General features: G+C 27.4%; 9 protein-coding genes and 1 other annotated feature. Of the genes, 7 read left to right on the top strand and 2 right to left on the bottom strand.

What is annotated here, in order from left to right:
- Positions 1-90 precede the first annotated feature (90 nt).
- Positions 91-2259: a DNA helicase RecQ gene (gene recQ / locus J2Z53_RS02905; protein WP_209795718.1), complete on the top strand. Its 2169-nt coding sequence runs from the start codon at positions 91-93 to the stop codon at positions 2257-2259.
- A gap of 11 nt (positions 2260-2270) precedes the next feature.
- On the opposite strand, the gene aspD is transcribed toward recQ, so the two are convergent.
- Positions 2271-3917 (bottom strand): aspartate 4-decarboxylase, encoded by a 1647-nt coding sequence (gene aspD, locus J2Z53_RS02900; protein ID WP_209795717.1) that lies wholly within the window; start codon positions 3915-3917, stop codon positions 2271-2273.
- Positions 3918-4155: 238 nt separating this feature from the next.
- Here aspD and J2Z53_RS02895 point away from each other — a divergent pair, with 238 nt between their 5' ends.
- The 6 genes from J2Z53_RS02895 to tdc (J2Z53_RS02870) all read left to right on the top strand — a co-directional run bounded on the left by J2Z53_RS02895 (position 4156) and on the right by tdc (J2Z53_RS02870) (position 14581).
- The gene (locus tag J2Z53_RS02895) at positions 4156-4692 is read left to right on the top strand and encodes a TetR/AcrR family transcriptional regulator (protein ID WP_209795716.1); all 537 of its coding nucleotides are present in this window, start codon (positions 4156-4158) and stop codon (positions 4690-4692) included.
- 59 nt (positions 4693-4751) lie between these two features.
- The gene (locus J2Z53_RS02890) at positions 4752-6485 is read left to right on the top strand and encodes an MFS transporter (RefSeq protein WP_209795715.1); all 1734 of its coding nucleotides are present in this window, start codon (positions 4752-4754) and stop codon (positions 6483-6485) included.
- A gap of 742 nt (positions 6486-7227) precedes the next feature.
- Positions 7228-8640, top strand: a complete 1413-nt coding sequence (tyrP, locus tag J2Z53_RS02885; protein WP_209795714.1) for a tyrosine-tyramine antiporter — start codon at positions 7228-7230, stop codon at positions 8638-8640.
- 169 nt (positions 8641-8809) lie between these two features.
- Entirely contained in the window at positions 8810-10663 is a 1854-nt protein-coding gene (tdc, locus tag J2Z53_RS02880; RefSeq protein ID WP_209795713.1) for a tyrosine decarboxylase, read from the top strand.
- Between the two features lie 557 nt (positions 10664-11220).
- Positions 11221-12621, top strand: a complete 1401-nt coding sequence (gene tyrP, locus J2Z53_RS02875) for a tyrosine-tyramine antiporter (protein WP_209795712.1) — start codon at positions 11221-11223, stop codon at positions 12619-12621.
- Between the two features lie 112 nt (positions 12622-12733).
- On the top strand, positions 12734-14581 hold the full coding sequence (gene tdc / locus J2Z53_RS02870) for a tyrosine decarboxylase (RefSeq protein ID WP_209795711.1): 1848 nt from the start codon (positions 12734-12736) through the stop codon (positions 14579-14581).
- Between the two features lie 426 nt (positions 14582-15007).
- Here the strand turns inward: tdc (J2Z53_RS02870) and tyrS are convergent, their stop codons facing one another.
- Entirely contained in the window at positions 15008-16237 is a 1230-nt protein-coding gene (tyrS, locus tag J2Z53_RS02865) for a tyrosine--tRNA ligase (RefSeq protein WP_209795829.1), read from the bottom strand.
- A 265-nt stretch (positions 16238-16502) separates the two neighbouring features.
- Positions 16503-16735 (bottom strand) — a binding site (T-box leader).
- Between the last annotated feature and the right edge of the window lie 187 nt (positions 16736-16922).

The raw sequence follows: 16922 nt of genomic DNA, 5'->3' as shown, positions 1-16922 counted from the left end.
TGGAAAAGGAATTACTTAATTGTAATTCCTTTTTATAATTAAGAAAATAAGGTTATAATTATAGTAATAGTAAATTTTAGGAGGATAATTTTGAAAAAGTCGATAGAAGTTTTAAAAAATTATTTTGGATATAGTAGTTTTAGAAAAGGACAAGAGAAAATAATTAATGAAATAATTAATGGTAATGATGTAGTTTCAATAATGCCAACAGGTGGAGGTAAATCTATATGTTATCAAGTACCAGCATTACTTATGGATGGAATAACAATTGTTATATCACCACTTATTTCTCTTATGAAGGATCAGGTAGATACATTAAATGGTACAGGCGTTCAATCTGCTTATATAAATTCTTCCCTTTCTAATTTAGAAATACAAGATATTTTTAAAAATATAGAAGATAAAAATATAAAGATTTTATATGTTGCACCTGAAAGATTAGAATCAATGGAATTTTTAAATGTTATATCAAATATTAATATTTCACAAGTAGCTGTTGATGAAGCGCACTGTGTATCAGCATGGGGTCATGATTTTAGAAGTAGCTATAAATATATAAGTAAATTTATACAATTATTAAAGAATAGACCTGTAGTATCAGCTTTTACAGCAACAGCAACCAAGGAAGTTAGAGAAGATATAGTAAAACTTTTAGATTTAAAAAATCCAAAGGTTTTTGTTGCTGGATTTGATAGGGAAAATTTAAAGATCATAATAGAAAAGGGCGTTAATAAAAAGCAATACATATTAGATTATGTTAAAGAAAATAAGGATGTTTCAGGTATAATTTATTGTGCTACAAGAAAAGAAGTAGATATGTTATATGATTTATCAAACTCAAAGGGAATACTTTGTGGGAGATACCATGCAGGGCTTACTGATGAAGAAAGAAAAAGAACTCAAGAGGATTTTGTATATGATAAAATAAATTTAATTATTGCAACAAATGCCTTTGGTATGGGAATAGATAAACCTAATATTAGATATGTAATACATTATAATATGCCTAAAAATATAGAAGGATATTATCAAGAGATAGGAAGAGCAGGAAGAGACTTTGAAAAGTCAGAATGTATACTTTTATTTTCACCAGGAGATGTTCAAACACAAAAATATATTATAGAAACAGGAACATTAAATCCAGAGAGAAAGATAAATGAGTTGTCAAAGCTTCAAACTATGACAGATTTAGTTTATTCTAATGATTGTTATAGAAAGTTTATATTAAGTTATTTTGGTGAAGAACTTAAAGAAAATTGTAATAACTGTAGTAATTGCGAATCTTCTGGAGAGGTTGTTGATAAAACTATTGATGCACAAAAAGTTATATCTTGTATTTATAGGATGAAAAGACCTTATGGTATAGGTATGATAGTAGATGTTTTAAGAGGATCTAAAAATCAAAAACTAATTGATTTAGGATTAAATAAATTAACTACATACAATATAATGGCAGATTATTCTAAAGAGGATTTAAAAGATTTTATAAATACTTTGATTTCTCATGGATATATTAATTATGGTGGAGAATATCCTGTTGTTAAACCTAATTCTAAGTCATTAAATATAATAAAAGGAAATGAAAAAGTATTATTTAAAGAAAAGAGAAGGATTAAAAAACTTAATGATAATAATGAATTATTTATTATACTTAAAGATCTTAGAAGAAATATTGCAGCTAAGGAAGGAGTACCACCATATGTAGTTTTTGGAGATAATACTATTAAGGAAATGAGTATAAGAATGCCTATAAATAATACTCAATTAATAGAAATTAGTGGTGTTGGAGAAAAGAAAATAGAGAAATATGGAGAAGTATTTTTAGATTATATAAAAAATTATATGAAGGAAAATAATATACAATCTAATTTTACATATGATGAAAAATTAGATTATGAAAAATCTCATAAAAGAACAAAAAGTAATTCTTCAAAACAAAAATCCTATGAAGTAACAATAGAGATGTTAAGGTCTGGAAAAGACTTTAAAGAAATTTCAGATGAAAGATCTTTAGCAATAACAACTATAATATCTCATGTGCAGCAATTTATGAAAGAAGGAAATGAAATAGATTTTAATATAGATTTTTCTACTTTATTTAGTAAAGAGGAAGAAAATTTAATTTTAGAAGCAATAGAGAAATATGGTTATTATAGAATAAAGCCTATTAAAGAAAATCTTCCAAGTGAAATATCTTATGACAAAATAAGATTTGTAATACTTAAAAAAATTATTAATGATAAAAAAGAAACTTTATGATAGAAATTCTATCATAAAGTTTCTTTTAATCTATTTTTAGGATTTTCCCATTTAGCAATTAAACTTATCATTAGTTTACGCATAACTTTACCAATTTTGTAGTATTCATAATCATCAAGATTTGCAAGGGATACTCTAAGGGACCATTCAGAATCATCAAATCCACTTCCAGATAATAAGATTATAGAACATTCTTTAGCTAATTCATAAAGTATATATACTAATTTATAATTGGTTTGAAGGTAATTTGCAAAGTCATTTCCAAAGCTAGTCTTAGCCCATTCAAGTAAATTTAATTCTGTATAATAATATGCACTATAAGGATTATCTTTTAATTCCAAGCCTAAACCTTCGAATAATAATTTTTCACGACGACGACATATTTCCATTGTTAAATGTTTATAACTATCATCAGAATCTAATAAAGAGAAGGCACAGAAAAAAGCCATTTGTACTTGTTGAGGAGTTGAAAGACCAGCAGTATGGTTTAAAGCTACCTGTCTACTATCTGCAACAATTCTATCTATAAAAGGTAGATTTTCACAATCAGTACGAAGTTCTTTATATCTTCTTCTAATAAGTTCTTTTTTATCATCAGATAGATTTTTTATTAAATCATCTAATACATTATTTTTATGAATAGCAATTGTTCCTAAACGATAGCCAGTTACTCCAAAATATTTTGAAAAAGAGTAAACGCCAATTGTATTATAAGGAAGGTCAGCCATTAAAGAACGGAAATTAGGAACAAATGTACCATATACATCATCAGAAATTATTATTAAATTTTTATTGTATTTTTCAACAATATTTATTAAATTTTCTTTACTTTCTTTTGTTAAAGCTACAGAGGAAGGATTTCCAGGATTAACAATAAATAAAGCTTTTATTGAAGTATCTTTAAGTTTATCTAATTCATTTTGAGATACTTGCCAGCAATTACTTCCATCTTTTGAATGTTCCAAGGCTTTAACTTGAACTATATCTAAACTATATCTTGGAATATGAGGAATTTCTAAGTAAGGAGTAAATATAGGTGTAATTATAGCAATTTTATCTCCTTTACATAAAATTTCATTAGCTTTTAAAGAATCAAAAATATAACACATAGCAGCAGTAGCACCTTCTACAGCAAATAAATTAAAATCGCCACATTTAAAGTCATTAGAGCAAAGTTCTTTTACCAAATAGTCGTGAACTATTTTTTCTATATAGGATAACATTCTATCTGGAAAAGGATAGTTATCTCCAATTATGCCATCTGCAAGTTCATAAACCCATTCATCTGGATTAAAACCTTTTTTATTTATTCCATATTCAATTATATTTACTAAAAGCTCCATTCCAGGGGCAGTTTTATTTTTATTTGCAAATTCTTTAAATCTATTATATATACCATTTGCATGAGGCATACCAGCAAGATCTCCTTCGCTCCAAACCCTTTGAGTTTCAGAAACTGCAAATTGTCCAAAAGTAAAAAAGGCTTGACGAGGAGTTGCAGCTGTCCAGTTTGGATTTCCTCTTCCAGCATCAAGAAGTGGTCGCTTACTTCCATCAATATCTTTTTTTGCTACTTTTAATAATTCATTTTTAAATTCAAAGGGACTTATTTTATCATAAATCTCTTCAATTTCTTTAAGTTTAATAGTGTCATTCATATTTAATCCTCCTAAAATTTATATATAAACTCTAGCCATAAAAAAACTATACAACAACTTTAAAATAATAAAAGAGATAAAAGGTAATAATATTGTTAAAATTTTTATTTAAAATTAAAGAATAAAATTTTTTCTTAATAATAATTATTATTTAACAAAATGCTTACAGTTTATTTATTGATTTAGCTTGGAAATAAAACTATAATTTGAACATGGTTCATAAAGAGGTGAAATGTGAATGCCAAAAATATTAGAAAGTCCTAGAGAAAAAATTTTAAAGGAAGCAAAAATTGAACTTGAAAAAAATGGATATAAAAAATTGAGTATGAGAGAGCTTGCTAAAACTTGCAATATAGGACTTGGAACATTATATAATTATTTTAAAAATAAGAATGAAATTTTGAAATGTATTATTAGAGAGGACTGGGATTATGTTATTGATGAATTAAAGGAGGTTAATTTATTAAATATAGGTTTTGATGAAAAAATAAAGTTTATATATGATAAATTAAATTGTTATATGCTTAAGTATATTGATATTTTTATTGAGTTTAGTAATGAGGAAAGAGACATTATATTTAAGCACGAAAATATATTTAGACCATTATATTTAATAACTGATGATATGATTTTATTTTATAAAAGAAATAAAACAATAAATAGTTCATTAGATGAAAGAACTCTTAGTAAATTTTTAATAACTAATATACTTACTATAATTAAAACTAAAATTTTTTCTGTTGATGATTTAATATGTATTTTAACTAATAAATAATTTGATTATATATTATTTTTATGAATTAAATGAACCATTTTTATAAAGGAGGAATTAAAATGGAAAATGAAAATGGATATGCTCCAAAAGTACAAAAAGCACTTATGATAATGTTTTTGCTTGGAATATTTATAGGAGGTATGGATTCAGGTATAGTATCTCCCGCTAGAACTGTAATAGCAGATGCTTTAGGAGTAGGGGCAGATACATCTGTTTGGATGATTACAATTTATACATTAGCCTATGCAGTTATAATGCCTATTTCAGGAAAGTTGTCAGATAGATATGGAAAGAAAAAAATGTTCGTATTTTCAGTTGCAGTTTTTGGTATAGGTTCAGCCTTATGTGGATTTTCAGATTACATAGGTGGATATGATGCATTACTAATAGCAAGAGTAATACAAGCTATTGGTGGTGGAGGAATTATGCCAGTTGCAACAGCTTTTATAGGAGAGAGCTTCCCAATTGCAAAAAGAGGTTCAGCACTAGGATTAGTAGGTGCAACTTATGGTATAGCAACAGTTCTTGGACCTACAGTAGGATCTGGAATAATAAATTTATTTGGGGCAGATAATTGGGGATTATTATTTTTTATTAATGTTCCAATATGTTTAATAGTTGTTATAATGGCAGCTAGAATTAGAATAGTTGAACAAAAACATATAGATAAAAAAATGGATACATTTGGAAGTATACTTGCAGCGATTATGATTTCATCAATTATGTATGCAGTTACAAATTTAAACTTCCATAAATTTAGTGAATCATTAAGATCAACTGATGTATATCCATTCCTAATTATTTTTGTAGTATTATTACCTTTATTCATATATCGTGAAAATAAGGCAGAAGATCCAATAATAGATTTAAATTACTTTAGAAATAGAAATATTTGTCTTACTTTACTTATGAGTTTATCTGTTGGATGTGGAATGATGAGTGTTGTATTTATTCCACAATTTGGTGAAAATTCATTAAGATTAGCACAAGGTTCAGGTGGATATTTAATTACTATAATGGCTGTGTTTACAGGTATAGCATCACCTATAGGTGGTAAGTTTATAGATAAGTATTCAGCAAAAGCAGTATTGTTAGTAGGATTTTCTTGTACAATTATAGGTACATTAATGTTGTCATTAATTGTTGCAAAAAATAATAGTATGATTGTACTACTTATAGCTCTTGCAATAATGGGTGCTGGTATGGGACTTACAATGGGAACACCACTTAATTACTTAATGCAAACTTACGTACCAAAAGAAAATGCAGCATCAGCACAGTCAACTCTATCTCTTATAAAGAGCATTGGAATTGCTATATCACCAAATATATTAATAAACTTTATTGCTGAAGCTGGTGATAAAATGCCAACAGAACTTATGAAAGTTATGCCTAAAGTTCCTGGAACAGCTGGAAGTATGGCTGGTTCAATTATAAATTCAGAAGTTCCAAAGCATATAATTGATTCATTTCAAAATGCAGATGTTACAAGTATTACAGGAGTAATGAAAGAATTTTCAAGCTTTATGTTTGATAAAGCAAAACCTGCAATTGAAAGAGGAATGGCAGGACATCTTCCACCACATACTACTATGAATGAAGCATTTGCCTCAATGAAAGCAAATTACTTAACTCAAGTGGATGGATCTAGAGTAGCTATAGAAAATACATTCCAACAAACAATGAATAATGGATTTACAAATTTATTTATTGCTTCAGCTGTAATTGCAGCAATAGGATTTATATTAGCTTTATGTTTAACTAATAAGAAAAAAGAGATAACTAAAAAATAACATAATAATTTAAATAATAAAAATTGAATCTATATAAATAGAGATTTTATTATCTATTATATAGATTCAATTTTTTATTTTATAAGTTAAAATTTAGTATTTTAACTTATAAAAAAATATTTTTATAAAAAATAGCAAATATAACTAGAATTAAAAAAATAATAAGTATTCCTAAAGCATGTTTAATAGAATTGGCGTTTGATTTATTACTCATATAAATTCTCCTTTAATATAATTTATAAAATTTTATGTAAGTAATTTGTTTAGAAAAATACATTAATAGTAAATTATATTATGAAAAGTTATATTTAATTACTTAATAAATAGAATAAAAAAGGAATTAATTACTTAATTTATTTATATATTTTTAGTTAATAAAAAAGTTAGATTAATGGTTCTGATACTTTAATTATGAATAAATAATAAAAAAAATATTTTATTATGCTAGATTAAGAGAATAAAAAAATAAGTATAATAGAATATCTAATGAATAAATTGAAAATAAAATTAATTTAATGTGAATATTGTATACAAATTGTATTATTTAAATGATATGTTAATTTGACAAAAAGATAAAAGTGAATAATATATAAAAGTGTACTTGTTCTAAGAAAATATTTTTCAATTTACAAAGAAAATATTTTTCAATGAATAGTATAAATAAAAGTTTATTATATTTAAATTTAATTAGTATAATAGATTTTTATGAAAATTAAATATTTTCAAGAAAGGAAGTAGTCTTATGAGCAGTGTTAAGAAACTTACACTATTCCAACTTATAGGGATAACAATGGCATTCTTTGGTACAGTAAGAAGTGTTCCTACGTTAGCTATCAATGGTTGGACACAAATTTTTTATCTTGTAGGAGCAGTCGTTGTATTTGCTATTCCTATATCATTAATAGCAGCAGAGCTTGCTACAGGATGGCCTGAAGAAGGAGGCCCTCATGTTTGGGTTAAAGCCGCACTTGGAGAAAAATGGGGATTTGTAACATCATGGCTTTTATGGGTTCAAATGTTCTTCGGTATGGTAATGGTTGCTTCAACAGTTGGAGTTTTACTTGGATATGTTGTAGGTAACGAAAGCTTATCAAAAAATAACATCTTTATATTTGTAGTTATACTTATTTCTTATTGGGGAGTTACTTTATTGAATCTTAAATTTGATATGGTTAAGATAGTTGGTAACTGGGGAGCAATAATTGGTGTTTATATTCCATTTATAGCACTTGTAGTATTAGGATTAATTTATTTATTTAAAAACGGAATACAACCTAATAGTTGTTTAGGAGCATTCGATTCAAGCAAACTTATACCAAATTTCCATGATTTCGGAAGTTTAACTTACTTCTCAGGAATTATATTTATATTTGCAGGTGTTGAAATATCATCAGTTCATGCTAATAATATTGAAAACCCAAAGAAAAACTATCCAATAGCTGTTATATCATCAGTTATTCTATTAGTTATATTTAACTTAATTGCAGGATTAACAGTATCAAATGCAGTTCCAGCTGGAAAAATGGAATTAGCAAATATAACTCAACCATTTGTTATATACTGTCAAAACCTTGGAATACCATCAATATTTAATAATATAATATCAGCTATGATAGCAATTGGTGTTCTAGTTCAATTAAGTGCATGGGTACTTGGACCATCAAAGGCAATGATAAAGGTTGCTGAAGAAGGAAACTTACCTCCAGTTTTCCAAAAGAGAACTTCAAATGGAGTACCAATAACATTTGTTTTAATACAAGCTATAGTTATTTCAATAATATCAATAACTTATGTTGTAACATCAGACGTTAATAGTGCATTCTTTATGATAACTGTAACAACAACTATACTTTACTGTGTAGTTTACATTCTAATAGCAATAGCAGCTATCGTATTAAGATATAAAATGCCAGAAGTTGACAGACCATTTAGACTTGGAGCTAAAGGTAATGGATTAATGTGGATTGTAGCATTACTTGCTATATTTGGAGTATCAATTACTGTAATAGTAAGTTTAATACCACCATCAATATTACCAACAAGTCAACATACTTTCTATATATCATTCCAAATCATTGGAACATTAGTAAGTGTAATAATACCATTAATTATATTCAAGTTTAAGAAACCTGAATGGAAGAAAATTGATAAATAATATTTAGTTTATATAAATAGTATTTAAAAAAGCATTATAAAATTTAAAAAAAGCATTATAAAATTTAAAGTTAAAAACCGTATGGTCATTTAAAATGAAGTTAATCTTTCATTTTAAATGTTCATATGATTTGTAAACTGACAAAACATATGAAAAGGAGCATTTAAAAATGAGTGGACAAGATTTAAACTTAAAAGCATTATTTTTAGGACCAAAGTCAGAAAACAAAGACACATTTGAAAAACATTTAAAAATGTTATTTGAAGATCATAGCCAATGGAGAAAAAACTATCATCCAGAAGATAATTGTATAATAAAAAATGCTGACAAGCATGAAGAAGATTATCTTATGACTGCTGAAAAAATGGAAGATGTTTTAACTGAATTATCAAGAAAGTTAAGATCACAATCATTACCATGGCATTCACCAAGATTCTTAGGACACATGAATTCAGAAACTTTAATGCCAGCATTACTTGGATATTTTGCAGCAATGTTATACAATGGAAACAATGTTGCTTATGAATCATCACCAGGAACTTCAGAAATGGAAGAAGAAGTTGGAGCAGATTTTGCAAGACTTATGGGATATGAAGAAGGAATTGGTTGGGGACACATCTGTGCAGACGGATCAATCGCTAACTTAGAAGGTATTTGGTATGCTAGAAATATCAAATCATTACCACTTGCAATGAAAGAAGTTGCACCAGAATTAGTTGAAGGAAAAACTGAATGGGAATTATTAAACATGTCAACAAAAGAAATCTTAGATTTAGTTGATAGAGTACCAGAAAAGTTAGATGATTTAAAAGCTAAATCAGCTAGAAGTGGTAAGAACTTAGGTAAGTTAGGAAAATGGTTTGTTCCTCAAACTAAGCACTATTCATGGCTTAAAGCTGCTGATATAATCGGAATTGGTTTAGAACAAGTTGAAGCTGTAGAAGTTAATGAACAATACAGAATGAATACAGAAGTTCTTGAAAAGAAAATAAGAGAATATGCAGCTCAAGGAATTCCTACATTAGGAGTTGTTGGAGTTGTTGGTTCAACAGAAGAAGGAGCAGTTGACGATATCCATAAGATCGTAGCTGTAAGAGATAAGTTAGCTAAAGAAGGAATTAACTTCTATTTACACGTTGATGCTGCATATGGTGGATATGCTAGATCAATATTCTTAGATGAAGATTATAGTTTCATAGCTAAAGATGAATTAAAGAAGAAATACTTAGAGCATGGAGTATTCTTAAATGAAGCAACTGAATGGCCTTCAGATGATACTTATGAAGCATTCAAAGCTATAAGCGAATGTGATACAGTAACAATTGACCCACACAAAATGGGATATATCCCTTATTCAGCAGGTGGTATAGTTGTAAAAGATAAGAGAATGAGAGAATCAATTTCATACTTTGCAACTTACGTATTTGAAAAAGGAATGGATATACCAGCACTTCTTGGAGCATTCATGCTTGAAGGATCAAAGGCAGGAGCTACAGCTGCATCAGTTTGGACAGCTCACAGAGTATTACCATTAAACATCACTGGATACGGAAAACTTATTGGAGCTGGAATTGAAGGAGCATTTAACCTTTATAACCACTTCAATGGAAAAGAATTTATGGTTGGAGATAAGAAGGTTATCCTTAACACATTAATAAGACCAGACTTTAACATGGTTGACTTTGCATTCAATGAAGAAGGAAACACTGATTTAACTAAGATGAACGAATTAAATCATGATTTCTATGAAGAAGCTTCATATGCAAAGGGTGGATTATATGATAATGACTTCATAACTTCACACACTGATTTCGCAGTACCAGACTATGGAAACAGCCCATATCCATTTGTTAAATCACTTGGATTCTCAAGAGAAGAGTGGGATAAAGTTGAAAAAGTTACAGTATTAAGAGCTTGCGTACTTTCACCATATATAAATGATATGTCAACATTTGATGAATACATGGAAAAAGTAGATGCTGCAATTCAAAAGAAATTAGAAAACATCTATGATGTAAGATAATATAAATAAAAAGAGGAACTCATATTATATGAGTTCCTCTTTTTATTTATAAGAAAGTATAAAGGGCTTTAATCAAAAAATAGAGTATAATTTATTAAAGATTAGCTATAAAAATATAATAATAATATAGAATATATGTAATATTTTAATTTAAGTATTTGTTATTAATAGTTTATAACCTAAACTTAATATAAGTTTACAAAAAAAACATAAAAAAAGAATATTTATTTTATAAAAAAATAAAATTGATTGTTAAATATAACTATATTTTAAAAAAAATAAATATATAGTTAATTAAATGTATTAAAAATATTAATAAAAAGTAAAATTAAAATAAATAAATTATATAAAAAGAAAAAAATATGTACATATAAAAATTATTAAAATCTGGGAAATTTGACAATGAATTTATTAGGTATAATATGGAAGTGTAGTTCAGCTACGTCCTTTAATTAATATTCTTTTGTTATAAAATTGGCGAAATAATTTTTGTAATAAAAGAATGGTTATTAGAGGCTTTATTAAAACTAAATATTTTTCGGAAAGGAAGTAGTTTTATGAGCAGTGTTAAAAAACTTACTCTAGTCCAACTGATAGGAATAACAATGGCATTCTTTGGTACAGTAAGAAGTGTTCCTACGTTAGCTATTACTGGATGGACACAAATTTTTTATCTTATAGGAGCAGTTATAGTTTTTGCTATTCCTATATCATTAATAGCAGCAGAGCTTGCTACAGGATGGCCAGAAGAAGGGGGACCACAAGTTTGGGCCAAAGAAGCACTTGGAGAAAAATGGGGATTTGTAACATCATGGCTTTTATGGGTGCAAATGTTCTTTGGTATGGTAATGGTTGCTTCAACAGTTGGGGTTTTACTTGGATATGTTGTTGGTGATGCAGAACTTGCACAAAATCACATATTCGTATTTGTAGTTATACTTATTTCTTATTGGGGAGTTACTTTATTAAATCTTAAATTCGATATGGTTAAAATAGTTGGTAATTGGGGAGCTTTAATAGGTGTTTATATTCCATTTATAGCACTTGTAGTTTTAGGACTTGCATATGCATTTAAATTTGGATTTCAACCTGATAGTTATTTAACTCATAGTAATGTTTTGCCTAATTTCAAGGATTTTGGAAGTTTAACTTATTTTTCTGGAATTATGTTTATATTTACAGGTGTTGAAATTTCATCAGTTCATGCTAATAATATTGAAAATCCAAAGAAAAATTATCCTATAGCTGTTATAGCTTCAGTAATTCTTTTGGTAATTTTCAATTTAATAGCAGGATTAACAGTATCAAATGCAGTTCCTTATGGAAAATTAGAATTAGCAAATATAACTCAACCATTTGTTATTTATTGTAAAGGTCTTGGAATACCATCAATATTTAATAATATAATATCAGCTATGATAGCAATTGGTGTATTAGCGCAATTAAGTGCTTGGGTACTTGGACCATCAAAGGCAATGATAAAGGTTGCTGAAGAAGGAAATTTACCTCCAGTTTTCCAAAAAAGAACTGATAAAGGAGTGCCTATAACATTTGTTTTAATACAAGCTACTGTTATTTCATTAGTTTCATTCGTATATGTAATTGTTCCAAATGTAAATAGTGCATTCTTTATGATAACTATAACTACAACTATAGTATATTGTATAGTTTATATTTTAATCGCCATATCAGCAATAGTATTAAGATATAAGAGACCTGATATTGATAGACCATTTAGATTAGGTTCACATGGAAACGGATTAATGTGGGTTATATCATTACTTGCATTGTTTGGTGTTGCAATCACTATAATAGTAAGTTTAATACCACCATCAATATTAGAACCAAGTCAACATGCTGGTTATATTATATTCCAAATTATTGGAACAGTGGTAAGTATAGTAATACCATTAATTATATTTAAATTCAAAAAACCAGAATGGAAAAAACAAAAATAAAAATTGAATTTTGATATTAATATAGCATTTAAAATTCATTAGCATTATTTTAAATGCTATATTATAAAATATTTAAAGCATTTAAGAATTTTTTACAAAGGAGAAGATTGAAATGAAGGGACAAGATTTAAACTTAAAAGCATTATTTTTAGGACCAAAATCAGAGAATAAGGAAACTTTCGAAAAATATTTAAAAATGTTATTCGAAGATCATAGTGAATGGAGAAAAAATTATCATCCAGAAGATATGCCAATAATAAAAAGAAGTGATATGAATAAAGATGATTTTATTTTTACCTCAGATAAAATGGAGGAAGTTTTAACAGAATTATCAAGAAAGCTAAGATCACAATCATTACCATGGCATTCACCAAGATTTTTAGGACATATGAATTCAGAAACTTTAATGCCAGCATTACTTGGATACTTTGGAGCAATGTTATACAATGGAAACAATGTTGCTTATGAATCATCACCAGGAACTTCAGAAATGGAAGAAGAAGTAGGTGGAGATTTTGCAAAGCTTATGGGATGTAAAAAAGGTTGGGGCCATATTTGTGCAGATGGATCAATCGCTAACTTAGAAGGTATCTGGTATGCTAGAAATATTAAATCATTACCACTTGCAATGAAAGAAGTTGCACCAGAATTAGTTGAAGGAAAAACTGAATGGGAATTATTAAATATGTCAACAGAAGAAATTTTAGATTTAGTAGCTAAAGTCCCAGATAAGTTAGATGAATTAAAAAATTATTCAGCAAGAAGTGGAAAAAATATTAATAAACTAGGAAAATGGTTAGTACCTCAAACAAAACACTATTCATGGCTTAAAGCTGCTGATATTATAGGTCTTGGATTAGATAATGTTGAAGCTATTGAAGTTAATGAACAATATAGAATGAATACAGAAGTACTTGAAAGAAAAATAAGAGAATTCGCATCAAAGGGAATTCCAACTTTAGGAGTTGTTGGAGTTGTTGGTTCAACAGAAGAAGGAGCTGTTGATGATATTCACAAAATTATAGAAGTTAGAAATAAATTATCTAAAGAAGGAATTAATTTCTATGTACACGTAGATGCAGCTTATGGTGGATATGCAAGATCAATATTCTTAGATGAAAATTATAATTTCATACCTAAAAATGAATTAAAGAAAAAATATTTAGAAAATGGAGTATTCTTAAATGAAGCAACTGATTGGCCTTCAGATGAAACTTATGAAGCATTTAAGGCAATGAGTGAAGGTGATTCAATTACAATAGATCCTCATAAGATGGGATATGTACCTTATGCAGCAGGTGGTATTGTAATAAAAGATAAGAGAATGAGAGATTCAATTTCATATTTTGCAACTTATGTATTTGAAAAAGGAATGGATATACCAGCACTTCTTGGAGCATTTATGCTTGAAGGATCAAAGGCAGGAGCTACAGCTGCATCAGTTTGGGTTGCACATAGAATATTACCATTAAATATTACTGGATATGGAAAACTTATTGGAGCAGGTATAGAAGGTGCATATAATTTATACAATTATTTTGAAGGAAAAGAATTTAAAGTAGGAGATAAAATAATTGAAATGCATAATTTAACAAGACCAGATTTTAATATGGTTGATTTTGTGTTTAATGAAAAAGGAAATACTGATTTAGCTAAGATGAATAAGTTAAATCATGATTTCTTTGATGAAGCATCATATGTTGATGGCGGATTATATTCTAACGACTTTATAACATCACATACTGATTTTGCAGTACCTGATTATGGACAAAGTCCATTATCTTTTGTTAAAGAATGTGGAATAACTAAAGATCAATGGGATAAGGAACAAAAGGTTACTATCTTAAGAGCTTGTGTACTTACACCATATATAAATGATCAAAAAGTATTTGATGAATATATGGGTAAAATTCATGAAGCAATTCAACATAAATTAAATAAAATTTATGGTGTAAAATAATAAAAAATAAAAATTATAAGTGGCAAGTTTTACTTGTCACTTTTTTATATGAGAATTTTAATAAAACTATTAAAATTCTCATATAATTTATAAAATGAAATAGGAAAGGTAATTATTAAAAACTTAAATAAAAAAGATTTTAATAAGTTAATAAAGATAATTAAAAAAAGAAAAAGGATATCGACAAAGCATTAAACATCGATATCCTTTTCCTTTTGCATTATAAAATGATTGACTTATTTAAACTTATAATTTTAAGTTATTAGCATTTTTATTTTTATCTATTTTTAACTTTTATGAACAGTGTGTTTTTATTTAAATTTTTAGCATTATAATTATTTAAATTAGCATTATTTATTTTTTCCGAATCTTTTTTATTAAAGCATTATTTTTTACATGTACAGTATAAAAATTTATTTAAGTAATTTATTTTATTATTATTTTTGTGAAACCTTTTTTACCTTTTTTAATCATTGCAAAACCTTCTTTAAAATGTTCTTTTTCTAGAGTTTTTGCAATATCTAAAACTTTTTCTTCGTTTATAGTTAATCCACCTTGATTAACAAATCTTTTAGCTTCTGATTTTGATGGGAATACATCAAATTCAACTAATACATCTAATAGATTGTTTCCTAAGTGATTTTCAGTTATTTCTATAGTAGGAACGTGTTCTAAATCTACGCCACCTTCAAATAAAGCTTGTGAAGCAGCTAAAGCTTTGTTTGCTTCTTCTTCGCCATGAACTAATTTAGTTACTTCAAAAGCTAATCTCTTCTTAGCTTCATTAATTTCAGCTCCTTCAACTGAGCATAATTCTTTAATTTCATCCATTGATACAAATGTTAATAGTTTTAAGCACTTTTCAACATCAGCATCATCGATGTTTCTCCAGTATTGGAAAAATTCAAATGGTGAAACTTTTTCAGGATCAAGCCATAAAGCTCCTCCAACAGTTTTACCCATTTTTTCACCTTCGCTATTAGTAAGTAAACTACAAGTCATAGCATATACGCTATTACCTTTTTTCTTTCTTACTAAGTCAACACCAGCAATCATATTTGACCATTGGTCGTCTCCACCTAGTTCCATTTTACAACCATATTTTTCGTTTAATACTACAAAATCATATGCTTGCATTAACATGTAGTTAAATTCTAAGAATGATAAACCTCTATCTAAAGCAAATCTTTTCTTGAAACATTCAGCGGCTAACATTTTATTTACTGTAAAGTGTCCACCAACTTCTCTTAAGAAATCAATGTAGTTTAATCCTCTTAACCAATCAGCATTGTTAACTAAGATAGCTTTTCCATCTTCAAAATCAATAAATCTTGACATTTGTTTCTTTATTGATTCAACATTATGATGAATTTGTTCATCAGTTAACATTTTTCTCATGTCAGTTTTTCCACTTGGATCACCAATAGTTACAGTACCTCCACCAATTAATACAATTGGTCTGTGGCCAGCTTGTTGCATATGTGCCATAAACATTAATGCAATAAAATGACCAACATGTAAACTGTCAGCAGTTGGATCGAATCCTATGTAGAAAGTAACTTTCTCTTTTCCTAATAATTCTCTTGTTTCTTCTTCATGTGTGAATTGTTTAATGTATCCACGTTCTTTTAGGATGTCTAAAACATTTCTTTCCATCATTACAACCTCCAATAACTAATGTATTTTCATAAATTTTGCATTAATTATTGACCTTCTTTAAATAAAACAATATAATAATATGTGTGAAATAATAATATTGTAGAAGAGCAATAATTGTGCAAATTTTTGACTCTTTTATTTGCTATATAAATTTTTATTTATAACTCTTTGCAACTTATGTTATAAATAATTACTTTATATAGTTTTTTATTTTTTATGAGCATTAATTTATTTTTATATAACAAAAAAAACCTCATCCATAATAAAGGACGAGATTGCTCACGTGGTACCACCTTAATTTATTATATATTTTAAATATATAACCTCATTAAAAGTTTTTAACGGCACTTAACCGATAACATCTAATATCTATAAAGTAGAGTTCAATGTACGACTCCAAGATGTATTCAAAATAAATGTCTTTGTTCCTCTCATCATCCGGTAACTTTCTGTAAAGACTTAGATACTTTTACTTGTTCTCTTCACTGTCTTTTTTTATTAATTTATTTAGCAACTTTTGTAGTGCATGTGCTTATTATAACGCCATAAAATATTATAGTCAACAGTATTTTTGAAATATTTGCATTAAATGTGAGTAAAATATAAGTACTTTAAATGAATTAATTGAACAAAAAGTAAATGAAAACTTAGTAATATTCAGTGTCATAGTAATTGCTACATA

The organism is Clostridium moniliforme, assembly GCF_017873235.1.
GTDB classification, from domain to species: Bacteria; Bacillota; Clostridia; order Clostridiales; family Clostridiaceae; genus Clostridium; species Clostridium moniliforme.
This window is presented reverse-complemented; position numbering and strand designations above follow the sequence as displayed.